Raw genomic sequence first — 19,037 nt, 5'->3', positions numbered from 1 at the left:
TATTGCGCTTGTGTCAACGGTCAGACGTTGAGGTATTTTCAATTTGCACTAGCGCTATCAGCGTGCAGGGTATGGCGGGGACAAAACCGGTGCCTATCGGTTGCAGCTTGCCGTCCTCGCGTTGGCACAACAGCGGAATAACGCCCTGATGTTTTTCCAGATATTCCAGCCAGCCAAAGTTTTCGTTCAGCTTGGTGGCCTTGATGGTCGCGCCTTTGGCGATCAGGCTGCTTAACCGGCCATAGGTGGCCTCTTGATTGAACAGAATTTCGTGGCGGCGGAAGCGCGAACTTTCCGCACTGTTGCCACGCCCTTTCAGCGGTGCGCCGGAGCGGATGGCGAAGACCTGTTCGTCACCGAAGATATGGCCGAAGTGGTACACCGCCAGCGCATTCTGATGGCGATTGGGCGAGAGTGCCAACACCTGCGCGGTATCGCTCAGATCGAGGTAGTTTTCGGCATGTTCGGAGTAAGCATGCCCATAATAGGCGGGGATGCCATCCATACGCGCCTGGCGGTAATATTCCCAACTGCTGTCGGTGACAAGCACCGGGATGTTCATTTTTATCAACGCCTGCGCCAGCATGCGCGCCACGCTGTTGGCGCCGACGATCAGCACGCCGCGCGGTTTTTGCTGCTGCACCCGCAGCCAACGCGCCATCATGCCGCTGGTCAGGCTTTGCAATACCACCGTGCCGATAATGACGGCGAACACCACGGTCACCAGCCGATCGGCCCCCTGATAGCCGCTGCGTTGCAATGTCAGGGCGAACAGCGAGCTGACCGCTGCGGCGACGATACCGCGCGGGGCGATCCAGCACAGCAGCAGGCGATCGCGCCAATGCAGGGAAGAGCGCCAGGTCGACACCGCAATGCACAGCGGCCGGGCGATAAACTGAACCACCAGCAGCAAACCCAGCAGCGGCCAGCCCATGTTCCACAGCGCATGGATATCCAGCCGCGCCGCCAGAATGATAAACAGCGCCGAAATCAGGATAGCCGACAGCTCTTCCTTGAACGCCAGAATGTCGCTGGTATCCACATCGCGCATATTGGCCAGCCAAATGCCCATTACCGTCACGGTCAGCAGACCGGACTCGTCGGCAATGGCGTTGGACACGCCAAAGGCGGTCAGCATGATCGCCAGCACCGCCAGGTTTTGCAGGTAGCGCGGCAGCCAGACACGGCGCAGCGCCAGCCCCAGCAGATAACCGAACAGCGCGCCGATCGCCAGGCCGACGGCGGCGGTAATGCCCAGCGTCCAGAACAGGTGGGTATAGGACTCCGAATGCTGCTTCAGCACGATAAACTCAAACACCAGCAGGGTGAAGATGGCGCCAACCGGGTCGATCACTATCCCTTCCCAACGCAACACCTGGTTGATATTGGCATTGGGCCGCACCACGCGCATCAGCGGGGCGATCACCGTAGGCCCGGTCACCACCGTTACCGCGCCGATCAGCGCTGCCAGCTCGGGCGGAAAGCCCAGCAGCCACCAGCAGGCGACGCCAATCACCAGGAAGGTCATCAGCATGCCGACGGTCACCAGGTTGCGCACCACGCCGCCCAGGCCGCGTATTTCCTCTACCCGCAGCGTCAGCGCACCTTCAAATAAAATGATCGCCACCGACAGCGAGACCAGCGGGAACAGCAGATCGCCGAACAGCGCGTCCGGCTGGACCAGATGCACTGCCGGTCCCAGCACGATGCCAAACAGCAGCAGCGGCAGAATGGCCGGCAGGCGCAGCAGCCAGGCCAGCCATTGCGCCAGCAGTGAACTTAAACCGATGATCACCAACATCAGCGGGGCAGATAATTCCATGGCGGAGGTCCTTCTCGAATTGGCTATCAGCAACAATGGCACATTTCAGTGACAGTTCGGCAACCCTGATAACAGGCTGTTATCCAAAAGTATAGGGGAATGGCTGAAACGATGCAGGGGACGTTTGACAGTTAGCGCCTATCGCAAGAAAAGAGATCATAATCACGGTCGAACAGGCTACAATCGGGCAACCACGTCACATTTATTATCAAGCCTAAGAGTGTTGCTATGAAAAATATCAATCCTAGTCAAACCGCTGCTTGGCAAGCCCTGCAGCAACATTTTGAACAGATGAAAGATGTCCGGATCAGCGATCTGTTCGCTCAGGACAAAGAACGTTTCTCTCGCTTCTCCGCCACCTTCAACGATCAGATGCTGGTGGACTACTCTAAAAACCGCATCACGGCAGAAACGCTGGAGAAGCTGCAGGCACTGGCGAAAGAGACCGATCTGCAAGGCGCGATCAAATCGATGTTTGCCGGCGAGAAAATCAACCGTACCGAAGACCGTGCGGTGTTGCACGTTGCCCTGCGCAACCGCAGCAACAGCCCGATTATCGTTGACGGCAAAGACGTGATGCCGGAAGTGAACGCGGTGCTGGCCAAGATGAAACAGTTCTGCGACCGCGTGATTAGCGGCGACTGGAAAGGTTACACCGGCAAAGCGATTACCGACGTGGTGAATATCGGTATCGGCGGTTCGGATCTCGGCCCTTATATGGCGACCGAAGCGCTGCGTCCTTACAAAAATCACCTGAACATGCATTTTGTCTCCAACGTCGACGGCACCCATATTGCCGAAACGCTTAAACCGCTGAACCCGGAAACCACATTGTTCCTGGTGGCGTCCAAAACCTTTACCACGCAGGAAACCATGACCAACGCCCACAGCGCGCGCGACTGGTTCCTGAACACCGCCGGCGATCAAAAGCACGTGGCTAAGCACTTCGCGGCGCTGTCCACCAACGGCAAGGCGGTAGGTGAGTTTGGTATTGATACAGCCAATATGTTCGAGTTCTGGGACTGGGTTGGCGGCCGTTATTCTCTGTGGTCGGCGATTGGTCTGTCTATCGCGTTGTCGCTGGGCTATGAGAATTTCGAACAGCTGTTGAGCGGCGCGCACGAGATGGACAAGCACTTTGCGCAAACGCCGGCGGAGCAAAACCTGCCGGTACTGCTGGCACTGATCGGCATCTGGTACAACAATTTCTTCGGTGCAGAGACTGAAGCGATTTTGCCGTACGACCAATACATGCACCGTTTTGCCGCTTACTTCCAGCAAGGCAATATGGAATCGAACGGCAAATACGTGGACCGTAACGGTAACCCGGTAGATTACCAGACTGGCCCAATCATTTGGGGCGAGCCGGGCACCAATGGCCAGCACGCGTTCTACCAGCTGATCCACCAGGGCACCAAGCTGGTTCCTTGCGACTTTATCGCACCGGCCATCAGCCACAATCCGCTGAGCGACCACCACGCTAAACTGCTGTCGAATTTCTTCGCGCAGACCGAGGCGCTGGCATTCGGCAAGTCGTTGGAAGTGGTGGAAGAAGAGTTCGCCGCTCAGGGCAAGACTGCGGAAGAAGTCAAACACGTGGCGCCGTTCAAGGTGTTTGAAGGCAACCGCCCGACCAACTCCATCCTGCTGCGCGAGATCACGCCGTTCAGCCTGGGCAGCCTGATTGCGCTGTATGAACACAAGATCTTCACCCAAGGTGCGATCCTGAACATCTTCACCTTCGACCAGTGGGGCGTAGAGCTGGGCAAACAGCTGGCTAACCGTATCCTGCCGGAACTGGCGGGCAGCGAGAAAGTCAGCAGCCACGACAGCTCAACCAATGCGCTGATCAACCGCTTCAAAGAATGGCGTTAATCGCTGTATCCTATTGATGCCAATAAAAAACCCGCCGCGGCGGGTTTTTTTACATCTGGATGATTACAGGTTGATAGGCACTTCGAAGCTGATGCCTGCGCCCACGTCATCGGCGGTGCTGGCATTGTTATCGGTATACCACAGGCTGGTATCAAACTTGACCTGGGAATCCAGGGTGTAACCCCAGCCGAGCTGAATGCCTTTCAGCGTGTCGGATTTCGGGAATGCCTGGTTGATTGACTGGCTGTTCGGGTTCACTTTGGCGTACACCAAACGGGTGCTCCAGCGTTGGCTGTCATCCAGTACCAGTTCTACGCGGCCGGACAGCATTTGGCCATCGCCGCCCATCGCATGGCCCAGCGGGTAACCCTGCTGGTAGTAGCCGCCTTTGTAGGTGTAATGGTTATACACATAGTTTTTGCGGTTCATATCGGCGCGGGTATCAGCCCCTTCGATAGACCAGTTGATGGTGGTCGTGCCCCATTCCGGGTGCCCTTCCAGCCCCAGCAAGTAGGTGTTTTGGGAAGGCAACATGCCTGCTTCATCTTCACCCACCAACTGGCCATACAAGCTTACCGGCAGGCCAATCAACGGCTGCATTTTCAACTTGAAGTCGAAGCCGGCAAGCTGGTTGCCCGGATCGTTGCCTTTGCCGGAGTCATCGTTATCCTTGCCGGTAAAGGCGTCCCAGAAAGAACTCCAGGACTGAGGTCGGCCTTCACCCCCCCACATCATGATGCGCGATGCGCCCAGTTCCAGGAAGTCGGTTGGCATCATGGTAAAACGACCGCCAATCAGCTTGGTATCGGGTACGGAAGAGTATTGCGACAGCTGACCGGCGGTCAGTTGGTACTGCCAGCGGCCAATCCACGACAGCCAAGGCGTTTCAAACGGGGACTGGTCGGCGCGTTGCAGCATAAAGCCGGCCACCGGGCGTGCGGCGTCGGAGCGAATCAGACTGCCGTCGTAACCCGGGCCCCACCATTGGGATACTTCACCGAAGGACAGCCATTGGTTCCAGATTTTTACTGCACCGTAGGAACCATTCAGGTTGAATTTTGAACCGTCGCCGACGCGTTGATCGCCTTCGACTGAACCCTGGACGCGCACGTCCCAGAATTCGCCGTTGGCGCCGGCGCCGATAGTCAGGCGATCGTCAGCATATTCATTCTGACCGAAGCCCTGCGGGGTGCCGGGTTTATCGGTAGAGGCGTAGCCGCTGACGCGGATATTGGCTTTCAGGGCATCGACACGGCGCTGAACGCGGTCAATGACGTTTTTCTCGGTACTGGTTACCGGCTTGGCTTGTGAAATAACCGAGCTGATTTCTTCCTGGCTCAGCGGCCAGGTGGACAAACTGACGTTAATCACGCCGCGGTCGGACAACCAGGCGAGGTCATTACGCAGATCGTTATCAGGAGTGACCAGGCCGGCGGCGTGGCCGGTTAATGCACAGGTAAACAGGCCCGCCGCGACCAGTCCGTTAAGTTTAGCGCGCATAAAGAATTCCCTTGTTAATTCGAGGTTATTAGTTTTATGTAAAGATCTATGTCCCATCATAGTTGACATTTCAATTTGCTACAAATATATCAACCAGAAATATCCTAATGTAACTTATTGAATTAAAGTGAGTTTAAAGTGATTTCATCAGGGTAATAAATTTTAAGATAATGCCTATGTTAGGATGCGCGGATAATTTTAGCGGTATTTAAGGGGGTTCTTATGGCGAAAACATCGCGTTCGATAATGATTGCGAAGGGGTTGCAGCGGGTACTGAACGTCGGACTGCTGCTGCTGGCGGCGATCTTGATCGTTTTTTTGGTGAAAGAAACTATTCACTTGGCGAAAGTCTTGTTTGTAAACAATGAGGAATCATCGTCCTATCTGTTGATCGAAGGCATCGTGATTTACTTTCTGTATTTTGAGTTCATCGCCTTGATCGTCAAGTATTTTGAATCGGGATATCATTTTCCGCTGCGCTATTTCATCTATATCGGCATTACCGCGATTATTCGTTTGATCATAGTGGATCATAAAAACCCATTTGATACCTTGATTTATGCCGGGGCGATATTGCTGTTGGTAGTGACTCTCTATTTGGCTAACACCGACCGCTTAAAACGCGAATAAATACCCTTGATACTTGAAGCTGCAGCAGCGTTAGCTGCACGTGTGCACCCCAGTCACTTACCTGAGTAAGCTCCTGGGGATTTACACGTTTGCTGCCTTGCTGCAACTCCAATTATTTTGGGTATGCTATAAAAATGGCGGCCCGCAGGGCCGCCGAAGACACAGGTATTGATCGGAAAGAACAGAAGTACATCAAGCGCATTGCAGTGGCAAAAACCTTAACCTTTCACCCCGCCGGCCGTCAGGCCACCCACCAACCAGCGCTGAGCCAGCAGGAATACGGCGGTGATTGGAATAGCCGACAACACCGCCGCAGCGGCAAAGTCGCCCCATAAATAGTTTTGCGGGTTCAGATATTGCTGCATCCCCACCGCCAGCGTGTAGCTGTTGACGTCGCGCAGCAGCAGAGAGGCTACCGGCACCTCGGTAATAGCGGCGATAAACGACAGAATAAACACCACCGCCAAGATCGGCACCGACAGCGGCAGCAGCACCAGGCGGAAGGCTTGCCACGGGCTCGCGCCATCCAGCGCCGCCGCTTCTTCCAGCGAATTGTCGATGGTTTCGAAATAGCCCTTGATGGTCCAGACGTGCAACGCAATGCCGCCCATATAGGCAAAGATCACCCCGCCGTGGGTGTTCAGGCCGATAAAGGGAATGTACTGACCCAGACGATCGAACAACGCGTACAGCGCCACCAGCGACAGCACGGCCGGGAACATCTGGAAAATCAGCATGCTTTTCAGCAACGTGCTTTTACCGCGAAAGCGCATACGGGCAAAGGCATAGGCGCAGGTCGTGGACAGCGTGACGATGCCGATGGCGGTGATCACCGCGATCTTGATCGAATTCCACAACCACAGCAGCACCGGGAACGGCGGCGGAGTGACACTGCCATCGGCGTGCGTCACGCTCATGCCGAGCGCCAAACGCCAGTGATCCCACGAAATTTGCTCCGGTATCAGACTGCCGGTGGCAAAGTTGCCGGAGCGCAGTGAAATCGTCACCACCATCAGCAACGGAAACATGATCAGGGCAATAAAGCACAGCATCAAAATATGAGTTATCCACAGGCGCAGGCGCTGGGATTTGGGTTGGACCATAGCCATTCTTTTTCTCCCTAGTCGAAGTTCATCTTGCTGGCTTTCAGGTTCAGGATCGCCAGGGCGCCTACCAGCAGGAAGATCAGCGTGGCAATCGCGGCCGCCAGACCGAAGTCCTGCCCGCCGCCGCCTTCGAAGGCAATGCGGTAGGTGTAGCTGACCAGCAGGTCGGTATAACCGGCCGGCGTGGTGGTGCCGATCATGTCCGGCCCGCCGTTGGTCAACAGCTGAATCAAGACGAAGTTGTTAAAGTTAAAGGCGAAACTGGCAATCATCAACGGCGTCAGCGGCTTGATCAACAGCGGGAGAGTGATGCGGAAAAAGTTCTGCATCGGGGTGGCGCCGTCCATTGCCGAGGCTTCGTACAGATCGTCGGGGATCGCTTTCAATAGCCCCATGCACAGGATCATCATGTACGGATAACCCAGCCAGGTGTTGACGATCAGAATCATGCTCTTGGCGGTAATGGGATCGCTGAACCAGGCCGGTTTGATGCCGAACAGATGGCTGAGCATCATGTTGATTTCACCGAAGCTTTGGTTAAACAACCCTTTGAAAATCAGAATCGAAATAAACGACGGCACCGCGTAGGGCAGTATCAGCATGACGCGATACACCGCTTTGCCTTTCAGCGCTTCCCACTGCACCACGCAGGCCAGCACCATGCCCACTGCCACGGTGAGGATCACGGTCAGCACCGAGAACACGATGGTCCAGATAAAGATCGACACGAAGGGTTTTTTGATGCCTTCATCCTGCAAAACGCGCAGGAAGTTTTTCCAGCCGATGGTGACGGTATATCCCGGGCTAAGGGTTTCTTTGGCCCAGTTGCCGTCGGCATTCAGCGCCTGATAGAAGCCAATCTCCGGATTCGGCCGGTATTGAATATGGGTCTGTTGGTCGGTCAGTACCTTGCTGTCTTTGTCCAGCAGGTACAGCGGAGATGTGCCGGAAAACTGGCGCAGTGAACTCATGCGCAGCTCGCCGCCTTCCGGTAACTGTGCCACCAATTGGCTCAGTGCCTGGCGGTTCTGAGTAATCACCCGCAGCGTGGCGCGTTCGCCTGTCGGCTCGGCGTTTTCCGCCGTCAGTTTCAGCGTTTGCGGCGCGTTGGCGTCAAAGCTGAACGGCCCGGAAATCAGCTGTTGGCCACTGTCTGGGTGGGTTAACTGCAGGCGCCACTGGTGGTTTTCCGCCGGATACAGGCCGAAAGTGAAGGTCTTGCCGGTCTGGAACTGGCGTTGCATCAGCACCGACTGGGCGCGTTCAAAGGTGAGCTGGTTGGTGCTGCTGTAGTTGGTAAAGGCGATGGCTATGGTGCAGATCAGCGGAAACAGGACAAACAGCCCCATGCCGGCGATGCCCGGATAGACGTAACGCCAGGCGTAAGCGCGGCGGTTGGCGAAGACGTAAAGCCCGGCGCTGACCAGAATCAGCGTCAGAATGGCAAACAGGTATTCACCCTGTGCATACATCAACACAATCAGGTAGCAGGTAACCAGACTGAACAGGCCGATCACCAGCCATTTCAGTACGTCACTCTGCCACCACTTCGACTTCTTGCGCGCAGGCGACCCGGCGTGAGCTAATTGCATAGGGCGTTCCTTTCTGTAGATCAACAGCGGGATGCTTGTCCCCTTCATACTTGAAGCGACACCTTTGTTGGCTGCGTCCGCTCACCCCGGTCACATAGCTGTCTAGGCTCCCGGGGAGGCGCGTACTTGCCGTCGCGGTGTAACTCCAATTATTTTGGGGATGCTAATCCCGAACAACGTCGTTTGTTACTTGGTAATACGGGTTTGCACGTCGTCCAGCGCGGCTTTCACCGTCTGGCGGCCGCTGACGGCGTTGATCACCGCGCTGCGTTCGGCGTACCAGAAGGCGCTCATCTGCGGGATGTTAGGCATGATTTCGCCGGTCTGCGAGTTTGCCATGGTGGCGGCAATCTTCGGATCTTTCGCCAACTGCTCCTGGAATGACTTCAGCGCCACGGCGCCCAGCGGTTTGTCCTTGTTGACGTCCGCCAAACCCTCGTTGGTCAGCAGGTAGTTTTCCAGGAATTCGGTCGCCAGTTCTTTGTTCGGGCTGGCGGCGTTGATCCCGGCGGTCAGCACGCCGACGAAGGGTTTGGACGCCTTGCCTTTGAAGGTCGGCAGCAGGGTAACGCCGTAATTGATTTTGCTTTGTTCGATGTTTGACCACGCCCAAGGGCCGTTGATGGTCATGGCGGTCTGGCCTTTGTTGAAGGCGGCTTCGGCAATCGAGTAATCGGTATCGGCGTTGACGTGTTTGTTTTTCACCAGATCGACGATGAACTGCAGGCCGGCCTGTGAACCGGCATTGGCGACGCCGACGTCCTTGATGTTGTACTTGCCGTTCTCATACTTGAAGGCATAACCGCCGTCGGCGGCAATAATCGGCCAGGTGAAGTAGGGTTCCTGCAGGTTCCACATGATGGCGCTCTTGCCTTTGGCGCGCAGCTCTTTGTCCAGCGCCGGGATCTCTTCCCAGGTTTTTGGCGCTTCTTTGATCAGGTCTTTGTTATAAATCAGCGACAGCGCTTCTACCGCGATCGGGTAGCCAATCAGCTTGCCGTCATAACGCACCGCGTCCCAGGTGAACGGGAACAGCTTGTCCTGGAAGGCTTTGGAAGGGTGGATCTCGGCCAACAGGCCGGACTGCGCGTAGCCGCCAAAGCGGTCATGAGCCCAGAAGATGATGTCCGGGCCGTCGCCGGTGGCGGCTACCTGCGGATATTTTTCTTCCAGCTTGTCCGGGTGCTCAATGGTGACTTTAATGCCGGTGTCTTTCTCAAACTTTTTGCCGACTTCGGCCAGGCCGTTATAGCCTTTATCGCCGTTGATCCAGATAACCAGTTTCCCTTCCTCGATCTTGGCGAAGGCGGAAGAGGAAAGCACCAAGGTGGTCAGAGCGGAAAGCACCAGCGTACGGGCGGTGGTAAAGCTGCGAGTCATAATCCAATCCTTCTTTTTTGTGGGCACGTAAATCAAGGAGAGAGGTTTCGCGATAATAGTGGGTCACAAAGCGACACATTCTCATCCTCCCCCCCTCTACGCCCCACGGCTGCGTAGTGTGATCCAGTTAACGTTGTGCCCTATTTTGTGGTGTCAGACACAGAATAGGGTGACGATTTTTGCCATAGGGATCACAGATTTGCTTTAAGCGTTGAACTTCTCGCCGCGCCCGTCGTTCTCTCATCCTCCCATCTCCTCCCCCATGAAAAATCTTGTTACGGATGATTACCCCTTGTGGGGATTACCGCAGTATCGGCTGCATTGATTTTCATCGTCACGTGCAGCAGGGAACCGGATTTATGTCGCTAATGCCTACCGCCACTCAACCCACCTTGTACCGGATCCATCCGGTCAGTTTCCGCGATGGAAACGGGGATGGCGTGGGCGACGTGCACGGCATGGTTGCGGCGCTGCCTTACCTGAAAACGCTGTCTGTCGATGGCCTGGTATTGCCGCATGAGCTGTCGACGCAGGCCGCCGCCGCGGTAGCGGCTCAGGGGCTCGGGTTGTGGTACTGCGATGGGCAGAGCCTTGTTCGCCATTCTGCCGCCCGGCAGCAGTACGTCCGCAGTCCGTTGGCGCTGGAGGTTGTGCCCTTCAGCATCGAGCTGCTGGTCGAGGTATTGCATGCCCGTCGCGCCACGCTGGCTGACAGTCTGTGGAGCACCGGCGATGCCGACCAGCCACGGGTGGTCAGCCATTGGGGACAGGGGAATTTACGCTCCGCCGATGCGTTTTTGACGCTGCTGGCGATGCTGCCCGCGCCTGTCTGCCTGTTTCAGGGCGAGGAACTGGGCCTGCCGCACGCCGCCGGCCTGCAGGATCCGCTGGGCGCGCAAACGCCGATGCCGTGGCACGAGGCACCAGAACAGGTGACTGCCGGGGAAATCCACTGGTATCAGCAGGTGGCGATAGAGCATCGCGCGCTGGCGATTAGTCGTCAACAGCATGACAGCCAATCCACTTTACGTTACTGCCAGTCGCTGCTGGCGCTGCGTCGCTTACCGGTGATTCAGCACGGTGAGTTGAGCGCAGTCAGCCAAAAGAACGGTGTGATTCGTTTACTTATTACCCATCAGGATCAATGCCTTGAAGCGCTGATTAATCTGCAGCCTTATACTCAGGCGGCCGCGCCGTCTGAGGCGACCTTGCCCCTGGCATGGCAGCACGGCGCGCAGCAAGAGGGTCATCAATGGGTTTTGGCGGGTTTTGCGTCCGCCATTTTTACACGAAATGTTAACTGCGAAAGCAGGGGAGTAACGCATGGCTAGCGTCACACTGCGCAGCGTTTATAAGGCCTTCGGCGAAGCTGTGATTTCCAAAGACGTCAATCTGACCATCGATGACGGTGAGTTTGTGGTGTTTGTCGGGCCATCGGGCTGCGGTAAATCGACGCTGCTGCGCATGATCGCCGGGCTGGAGGACATTACCTCCGGTGACCTGCTGATCGGCGATAAACGCATGAATGACGTACCGCCTTCCGAGCGCGGTATTGGAATGGTGTTCCAGTCCTATGCCCTTTACCCGCATTTGTCCGTGGCCGACAACATGTCGTTCGGCCTGAAACTGGCGGGTGCGAAGAAAGCGGAAATCAGCCAGCGGGTGAATCAGGTATCGGAAGTGCTGCAACTGGCCCACCTGCTCGACAGGCGGCCCAAAGCGCTGTCCGGCGGGCAGCGTCAGCGGGTGGCCATCGGCCGTACGCTGGTGGCGGAACCCGATGTGTTCCTGCTCGACGAACCGCTGTCAAACCTCGACGCCGCGCTGCGGGTACAAATGCGCATCGAGATTTCCCGTCTGCACAAACGCCTGCAGCGCACCATGATTTACGTCACTCACGATCAGGTGGAAGCGATGACGCTGGCCGACAAGATCGTCGTGCTGGACGCCGGGCGAGTCGCCCAGGTCGGCAAACCGCTGGAGTTGTATCACTACCCGGCCAACCGCTTTGTCGCCGGCTTTATCGGTTCGCCAAAAATGAATTTCCTGCCGGTCAAAGTGACCGCCGCAGAGCCGCAACAGGTGCAGGTCGAACTGCCTAACCGCCAGCTGGTATGGCTGCCGGTGGAAGGCACGCAGGTTCAGGCCGGCGCGAACATGTCTCTGGGCATCCGCCCGGAACATCTGCTGCCCAGCAATGCCTCTGAAGTTCAGCTTTCAGGGGACGTACAGGTGGTGGAGCAACTCGGCAACGAGACGCAAATCCACATCCAAATCCCGGCAATTCGTCAGAACCTGGTTTACCGCCAGAACGACGTGGTGCTGGTAGAAGAAGGTGCAACATTCGCTATAGGCCTGCCGCCTCACCGCTGCCATCTGTTCCGTGAAGACGGTACGGCATGTAAACGGCTGCACCAGGAGCCGGGCGTTTAAAGCATCACAGTCTGTATAACAGGAGAATAATGATGACTACTCTGCGCAAACTTCCTCTGGCACTGGCAATCGCCGCTGGTGTGCTGACCACCCAGGCAATGGCCGTTGATTTTAAGGGCTATGCGCGTTCCGGCATCGGCTGGACCGGCAGCGGCGGTGAGCAACAGTGCTTCCAGGCCACCGGCGCCTCGAGCAAATACCGTCTCGGTAACGAATGTGAAACCTACGCTGAATTGAAACTGGGTCAGGAAGTGTGGAAAGAAGGCGATAAAAGCTTCTACTTCGATACCAATCTGGCTTATTCCGTTTCACAACGTTCCGACTGGGAAGACGTGACTCCGGGCTTCCGTGAAGTGAACGTGCAGGGTAAAAACCTGATCGAATGGCTGCCGGGCTCCACCATGTGGGCCGGTAAGCGCTTCTATCAGCGTCATGATGTCCATATGATCGACTTCTACTACTGGGATATCTCTGGCCCGGGTGCCGGTCTGGAAAACATCGATCTGGGCTTCGGCAAGCTGTCTGCCGCCGTGACCCGTAACTCCGAATCCGGCGGCTCCTACGGCTATCTGGACAATGAGTGGGATCAACGCCCAACCGTCAACGATACCTTCGACGTGCGCCTGGCCGGTCTGGAGCTGAACCCGGGCGGCACGCTGGAACTCGGCGTGGACTACGGCCGCGCCAATGTGCAGGACGGTTACAGCCTGGCTGACGGCGCCAGCAAAGACGGCTGGATGTTCACTGCTGAACATACCCAGAGCATCCTGAGCGGCTACAACAAGTTCGTGCTGCAATACGCCACCGACTCGATGACGTCGCAAAACAACGGTCGCAATCAGGGCTCCACCATCGACAATAACGGCAAGATGATCCGCGTGCTGGATCACGGTGCCATCGACTTCAACGATAAATGGGCGCTGATGTACGTCGGCATGTTCCAGGATATCGATCGCGACAACAACAACGGCACCACCTGGTACACCGTGGGCGTGCGCCCCATGTACAAATGGACGCCAATCATGAGCACCTTGCTGGAAGCCGGTTACGACAACGTGAAATCCCAGCGCACCGGCGATCGCAACGGCCAGTACAAAGTCACCCTGGCGCAACAATGGCAGGCGGGCAACAGCATCTGGTCACGTCCGGCTATCCGCGTCTTCGCAACCTACGCCAAGTGGGATGAGAAATGGGGCTATGCCAACAGCGATTCCGGCACCGGTTACAACTCAGGTACCGCGTATAACGACACCAGCGTACACACCTTCAGCCGCGGCAATGACGATGAAGTCACCTTCGGCGCCCAGATGGAAATCTGGTGGTAATGACAGGACGGGGAGGGCCATGCGCTCTCCCCAACATGTATTCGCCGACGCCGGCTCTCTTGCCTGACCTGCGTCGGCGCTGATAGAGGGTATAACAATGAAAAAGAATCTGCTGTCACTTTGCTTGTCACTGGCGCTGAGCCTGGGTGCGCCATTGGCGGCCAATGCCGATACGCCGGCCAATGTCTCCGTTGCTCCGGCCATCAGCGCAGCCACGCTGCAAAGCCTGCCATGGCAGCCGTTGGTACCGCCGGTCAGCCAGGAAGTGAAACTGGATAATGTCAGCCCGCAAATCAATCAGGGCGACATTCAGGGCGCCATCGCCGCCTATACGCTGCCGGCCGATCGCGGTTCGCTGGAAGTCACGCTGAGCAGCATCAGCAAGAATAATTCGATTTACGCGCCAAGCGTGTTGGTGCTGGACGAGCACCTGCGCCCGGCAGCCTATTACCCGAGCAGCTACTTCCCGTACCAACCGCCGGGGGCGATGTCCTCCGATCGCCTCGAGGGCACGCTGAAGCTGACTCCGGCGCTCGGTCAAAAACAGATTTATATGCTGGTGTACACCACCCGTCAGGATCTGGCCAAAACCACCCAGTTGACTAACCCGGCCAAGGCTTATGCCGCCGGTGTGGGTAACGCGGTACCTGATATTCCTGACCCGATCGCCAGCCACAGCACCGGCGGGACGCTTAAGCTGAAGGTGAGCGCTGAACAGGGTTCCGGCAACGTGATGATCGGTATGCTGCAACCGGCGCCGGCCGCTGCACCGGTGGTGGTGGGGTCAACCGCACCGGCCACGGTGGCACCTGCCGCGGCGCCGGCCAAGCCTTCGGAGCCGATGCTGAACGACACCGAAAGCTACTTCAATAACAGCATCAGGCAGGCGGTGAAGGCGGGCGATATCGATAAAGCGCTGAAACTGATGAATGAGGCTGAAAGACTGGGTTCCACCACAGCGCGTGAAACGTTTATTGGCAGCGTGAAAGGCAAGGGGTAGTACCCGACGCTGCCGATGCTGGCTCGATGATTGGTGCGCCCCGGCGCACCTTTTTTCATGCGCGGGCCAGCGTTTCGCCAATCAGCGCCAGCAGACGGGCGTTATCTACCTGTTCCATCACCCGTACCGGTTTGCCCTGCGGTTCCGGCATGCCGACCGTCAACCGCAGGCTGTCCGGCCGCCAGCGACGAGAGCTGCCGCGTGTCATGGCACCTTCCAGGGCGACATCCACATAATACTCTGCCGTGCTCACCCACGGTGGCTCAAGCAGCCAGGCAATCACCAACGCATCGTGGATCCAGCAACCCGGCAGGTGGCGGGTCTGGCGCGAGTATTCGATCCAGGGCTGGGTAGTGGCCCGCAAATAGCGGCACAGCGGTGTGTCCGGTTGCGTCATGCGCGTCAGATTCGCCTGAGTGAGCATGGTTTGCGTCGTGACGTCCAGAGGCGCGAGCGTGATGTTGGCGCCGCTGGTCAGCACCTGTCGGGCGGCTTCAGGATCGAGACCGAAATTGGTATCCTTGAGGTAACCCTCCACGTTGAACACCCCGCCCATAATCACGATTTCCTTCACCGCCTGCGCCATCTGCGGGTACAACTGCAGAGCATGAGCGATATTGGTTAGCGGGCCTATCGCCGCCAGGGTGATTTCCCCCGGGTTGTCGCAGATCAGTTGGCCGATGGCCACGGCAGCGTTTGGCGTGGCAATCGCCGCCGTTTGCGGGTAAGGGACGTTATGCCACAGGCCGGCCAAATCCGGCCGGGTAATCGCCCGGTCAAGGTGAGTGCGCCACGGCTCTGGCGGTTCGCTCAATGCACGGGTGGCTCCGGCCACGACCGGCACCTGGTAGCCGGTTTGCTGCAGCAGGTGGTTGGCCACGGCAAAGCCGACGTCGCGCGGGGTATTGCCCGCTACGATGCTGATCAACTCCAGCGAGATTTGCGGTTTGGCCGCCAGCGCCAATGCCAGCGCCAACCCGTCGTCCACGTTGGCGCCGGGAATGCCGTTGCCGGGATCGCAATCAATAATCAAACGCATAACGGTTACCTGAATAAAAAACTAACAGCCGCATGAACGGCGGATATGCAACTGGAAAGCGAATTCGTGCAGCTCCGGCTGCGCGGCGCCGGCGGCCAGCATGGCGATGGCTTGCCTGGCCATCGCGTCAATCGGCTGTTCGACCGCGCTGAGCGGCGGCACGCTGAACTCGGATTGCTGCGTGCCGTTGAAACAAATGATAGCCAGATCGTCCGGTACACGCAGCTGATGTTCCGCCAGCGCGGAGAGACAGCCGAGCGCCTGCTGTTCATTGGAGGTGAATACCGCCCGCGGACGGGGGCCTCGAACCATTTTCTGTGCAGCCTGGAATCCGCCCTGGCGGGTATAGGGCGCTTCAAAAATCCACTCTTCGCGTGGCGTAATGCCGGCTTCGAGCAACGCATCGCGCCAGCCGTTCAGGCGATCCTGAGCGTTAAGCATGGTCAACGGGCCAACAAAAATGCCGATCTCCAGGTAGCCGTGCTGTAACAGATGGCGGGTTGCCTGACAGGCGGCTTCGCGTTCGTCGACGCGTATGGCGCAGATACCGGCATGGCTGTCGATGGTGTCTATCATCACGCAGGGGGTGCCGGAGGCGCGGATCAGATCGAACCACGGGTGGCGATCGACGCTGGTGTACAGCAGGCCATCGACCTGACGGCTCAGCAGATGGTTAATTAATTCGTACTCGCGCTGACGGTCGTCGCCGGCGTCGCCCAGCAGCAGCACGCGACCGTGGCTGAACGCCTCACGCTGTAGCGCCCGGGCCAGCGTGGCGAAAAACGGATTGGAGATGTCGGGCACGACCAAACCGTAGGTCTGCGTACTGCCCGAGGCCAGCGCCCGGGCGATGTCATTCGGCCGATAACCGGTCTGCTCGATCGCCGCCAGCACCCGCAGGCGAGTGGCTTCTGCGACCGGGCGCGGGCCCTTGTTGATCACGTAGCTGACTACGGCGACCGACGTGCCCGCTACGCGGGCGACGTCGGCGCGGGTGATGCGCCGTGAGGGTTGTTTATCCAAGTTGGATTCCTGTGCGCCCTGGTTACACCGCATCCTGTGGCAGATTGAGATCGCGGCCGCGGGTTTCCGGTGCAAAGAAGGTAGTGATTAAGCCAATGGCCGCCATTACAACAAAATAGCAGGCGACAGGCCACCAGTGACCGAAACCGGACAGCAGCGCGGTGGCGATCAGCGGTGCGGTGCCACCGGAAAGGATGGAACCCAGCTCCTTGGCGAACGCCATTTTGGAGTAGCGGTTTTTGACGCCGAACAGTTCCACCCCGTAAGCGGCCTGCACGCCAAAAATCCCCAGCGACGCAATGCACATGCCGACGACAATCACCGAAATCACTGTCGCCGGATCGCGGCTGTCGAGCAGCCAGAACGCCGGGAAGGCATACAACACCAGCAGCAGGCAGAACCAACGGTAGGTGATGCGGCGGCCGAAACGGTCAGAGAGCCAGCCGGCCAGCGGAATGACCAGGAAGCCGCACAGCGAGGCGATCATCACCGCCAACGCCGGTACCGACTTATCCACCATCAGCACCTTGGCGACATAGCCCACGATAAAGCCCTGGCACAGATAAGAGGGGCCGTTTTCGCCGATGCGCAGACCGAGCATCACCCAGAAGGCCTTGGTACGCTGCAGATAGCTGCGGTTATCCGGCGCGGCGGCGGAGGCATCCAGCATGCGCTGGTGGTTTTGCTGTAGCTCGCGTTCAAATACCGGCGTTTCCCGCACGTGGCGGCGCAGATACAGCGCACCGCCGGCGATCAGAATGCTGGCAAGGAACGGAATGCGCCAGCCCCAGGCGATCAAATCGGCTTTATCCAACTGCAACACCAGTAACCAGACCAGCGAGGCCAGCAGGGTTCCGCTGTTGGAGCCGATAGCAATGATCGAAGCGACCAGCCCGCGCCGTTTGGCCGGTGCGTATTCCGCCAGCATCACCGCGCCGCCGGAAAGCTCCGCCCCGGCGCCGAAGCCCTGAGCGAAGCGCAGTATCACCAGGCAGGTGGGCGCCCAGATGCCGATTTGCGCATAGGAGGGGATCAGCCCGATCAGCGTGGTGGAGACGCCCATCAGCGCCACGGTGGAGATCAGCACCACGCGGCGGCCTTTGCGATCGCCAATCCAGCCGAAAATCAACGCGCCGATAGGGCGAGCGATAAAACCGACCGAGTAGGTGGCGAAACTGGCCAACAGCGCCACCATCGGGGTGGCTTCGGGGAAGAACACGTCGCCGAACACCATGCCGGCCGCCAGGCCGTACAGGGCGAAATCGACATATTCCATGGCGGTACCGAGCCAGCACGAGAAGGTGGCGCGCCAGAATTGACTGCGCCCTTCTTTGGTGGCCAGGCGTTCATCGGCCGCCAGCGTATCGCCGGTGGCCTGTGGGGTAGCAAGCGTTGTTTCGCTCATTGTATTGATATCCTCTGTTTTGCTGCAGTTGGTTTCCCTGGTGTCGGCAAGAAGGTTTGCTGACGAAAATGTCGGACATATGGCGATTCAACGCTGCGACATCAGCTTATCTACGCGCGTAGATAACACAATGCAGCTAAGGCAGAACTTTGCTGACGATCACAGAATCACCGCCGTGCCGGAACCTTAAGGTAGAGAAAACAGATGGCAAAAAGATGACATTACGGCATTTTGCCGCAGCGATTTTGCTGCCTGCCGCGCCACGAATCAGCCTGCCGCTTTTGGATTTCTGCGTTACAATGGATTTCTGTTAACAGTTTGTATGGTTTGGTGCGGCCCGCAGGGGGCGGCGACAGGCCTGGAGTAGAACAATGTCTGGCAATAGGGATTCCATCCTGCCGCCGCTTGAGTGGTTATCTGCGCAATCCCCCCCGGTACCCGCCGCCGTCAGCGACTGGCTGATGGAGTTAGGATCCATGACCCGCCGTTTTGAACGCCACTGCGGGCGCGTACACGTTGAACCGCAGCGCGAGTGTTTCGTTACCCGCGACCAGTTGGGTGAAGAAGCCGAGCATCTGCCGGACAGCCCGCGTTATTGGCTGCGCGAGATTATACTGCTGGGCGATAACCAGCCCTGGCTGCTGGGGCGCACGGTGATCCCGCAGGAAACCCTGACCGGCCCGGATCAGGCGCTGGTGGATTTGGGCACGCTGCCGCTGGGGCGCTATCTGTTCAGCAGCGGTGAATTGACTCGCGATTACATTCATATGGGTCGGCAGGGTGCGCTGTGGGCGCGCCGCTCCCGTTTGCGGCTGGCGGGCAAGCCGTTGTTGCTGACCGAACTGTTTTTACCCGCTTCGCCGTTGTACGCGGCGGGCAGTACGGAAACCGCATGATGAGGAGAGGA

15 protein-coding genes are annotated in these 19,037 nt (G+C 57.9%); 7 read left to right on the top strand and 8 right to left on the bottom strand.

Annotated features, from left to right (window positions below; genetic code table 11):
* Positions 1–13: 13 nt before the first annotated feature.
* Positions 14–1,822 (bottom strand): cation:proton antiporter, encoded by a 1,809-nt coding sequence (locus V2S86_RS19660; protein ID WP_330763786.1) that lies wholly within the window; start codon positions 1,820–1,822, stop codon positions 14–16.
* 228 nt (positions 1,823–2,050) lie between these two features.
* Between V2S86_RS19660 and pgi the strand changes: the two genes are divergently transcribed.
* The gene (pgi, locus tag V2S86_RS19655; protein WP_330763785.1) at positions 2,051–3,697 is read left to right on the top strand and encodes a glucose-6-phosphate isomerase; all 1,647 of its coding nucleotides are present in this window, start codon (positions 2,051–2,053) and stop codon (positions 3,695–3,697) included.
* 63 nt (positions 3,698–3,760) lie between these two features.
* Here the strand turns inward: pgi and V2S86_RS19650 are convergent, their stop codons facing one another.
* Positions 3,761–5,197: a capsule assembly Wzi family protein gene (locus V2S86_RS19650; RefSeq protein ID WP_330763784.1), complete on the bottom strand. Its 1,437-nt coding sequence runs from the start codon at positions 5,195–5,197 to the stop codon at positions 3,761–3,763.
* A gap of 222 nt (positions 5,198–5,419) precedes the next feature.
* Here V2S86_RS19650 and psiE point away from each other — a divergent pair, with 222 nt between their 5' ends.
* The gene (gene psiE, locus V2S86_RS19645) at positions 5,420–5,827 is read left to right on the top strand and encodes a phosphate-starvation-inducible protein PsiE (protein ID WP_330763783.1); all 408 of its coding nucleotides are present in this window, start codon (positions 5,420–5,422) and stop codon (positions 5,825–5,827) included.
* 218 nt (positions 5,828–6,045) lie between these two features.
* Here psiE and malG read toward each other — a convergent pair whose 3' ends face one another.
* The 3 genes from malG to malE all read right to left on the bottom strand — a co-directional run bounded on the left by malG (position 6,046) and on the right by malE (position 9,905).
* Positions 6,046–6,936, bottom strand: coding sequence for a maltose ABC transporter permease MalG (malG, locus tag V2S86_RS19640; protein WP_330763782.1), 891 nt, complete (start codon positions 6,934–6,936; stop codon positions 6,046–6,048).
* A gap of 11 nt (positions 6,937–6,947) precedes the next feature.
* Complete coding sequence (gene malF, locus V2S86_RS19635) at positions 6,948–8,525, bottom strand: maltose ABC transporter permease MalF (RefSeq protein ID WP_330763781.1); 1,578 nt, start codon at positions 8,523–8,525, stop codon at positions 6,948–6,950.
* A gap of 186 nt (positions 8,526–8,711) precedes the next feature.
* Complete coding sequence (gene malE, locus V2S86_RS19630; protein ID WP_330763780.1) at positions 8,712–9,905, bottom strand: maltose/maltodextrin ABC transporter substrate-binding protein MalE; 1,194 nt, start codon at positions 9,903–9,905, stop codon at positions 8,712–8,714.
* Between the two features lie 359 nt (positions 9,906–10,264).
* Between malE and V2S86_RS19625 the strand changes: the two genes are divergently transcribed.
* The 4 genes from V2S86_RS19625 to malM all read left to right on the top strand — a co-directional run bounded on the left by V2S86_RS19625 (position 10,265) and on the right by malM (position 14,663).
* The gene (locus tag V2S86_RS19625; RefSeq protein ID WP_330763779.1) at positions 10,265–11,236 is read left to right on the top strand and encodes an alpha-amylase family glycosyl hydrolase; all 972 of its coding nucleotides are present in this window, start codon (positions 10,265–10,267) and stop codon (positions 11,234–11,236) included.
* Positions 11,229–12,338: a maltose/maltodextrin ABC transporter ATP-binding protein MalK gene (gene malK, locus V2S86_RS19620; RefSeq protein WP_330763778.1), complete on the top strand. Its 1,110-nt coding sequence runs from the start codon at positions 11,229–11,231 to the stop codon at positions 12,336–12,338. Before V2S86_RS19625 ends, malK begins: the two co-directional genes overlap by 8 nt.
* Positions 12,339–12,370: 32 nt before the next feature.
* Positions 12,371–13,663 (top strand): maltoporin, encoded by a 1,293-nt coding sequence (locus tag V2S86_RS19615; RefSeq protein ID WP_330763808.1) that lies wholly within the window; start codon positions 12,371–12,373, stop codon positions 13,661–13,663.
* A gap of 97 nt (positions 13,664–13,760) precedes the next feature.
* A complete protein-coding gene (gene malM, locus V2S86_RS19610; RefSeq protein WP_330763777.1) occupies positions 13,761–14,663 on the top strand; it encodes a maltose operon protein MalM in 903 nt (300 codons plus the stop codon).
* A gap of 55 nt (positions 14,664–14,718) precedes the next feature.
* Here malM and V2S86_RS19605 read toward each other — a convergent pair whose 3' ends face one another.
* From V2S86_RS19605 to V2S86_RS19595, 3 genes are read right to left on the bottom strand one after another with little or no spacing between them, the layout of a single operon-like run.
* Positions 14,719–15,702: a nucleoside hydrolase gene (locus V2S86_RS19605; protein ID WP_330763776.1), complete on the bottom strand. Its 984-nt coding sequence runs from the start codon at positions 15,700–15,702 to the stop codon at positions 14,719–14,721.
* Between the two features lie 21 nt (positions 15,703–15,723).
* A complete protein-coding gene (locus tag V2S86_RS19600) occupies positions 15,724–16,725 on the bottom strand; it encodes a LacI family DNA-binding transcriptional regulator (protein ID WP_330763775.1) in 1,002 nt (333 codons plus the stop codon).
* 22 nt (positions 16,726–16,747) lie between these two features.
* A complete protein-coding gene (locus V2S86_RS19595) occupies positions 16,748–18,130 on the bottom strand; it encodes an MFS transporter (RefSeq protein WP_330763774.1) in 1,383 nt (460 codons plus the stop codon).
* 371 nt (positions 18,131–18,501) lie between these two features.
* Between V2S86_RS19595 and ubiC the strand changes: the two genes are divergently transcribed.
* Positions 18,502–19,026: a chorismate lyase gene (gene ubiC, locus V2S86_RS19590; RefSeq protein ID WP_330763773.1), complete on the top strand. Its 525-nt coding sequence runs from the start codon at positions 18,502–18,504 to the stop codon at positions 19,024–19,026.
* The last annotated feature ends 11 nt before the right edge of the window (positions 19,027–19,037 follow it).

The organism is Serratia sp. C2(1) (assembly GCF_036352655.1).
GTDB lineage: Bacteria > Pseudomonadota > Gammaproteobacteria > Enterobacterales > Enterobacteriaceae > Serratia > Serratia inhibens.
This window is presented reverse-complemented; position numbering and strand designations above follow the sequence as displayed.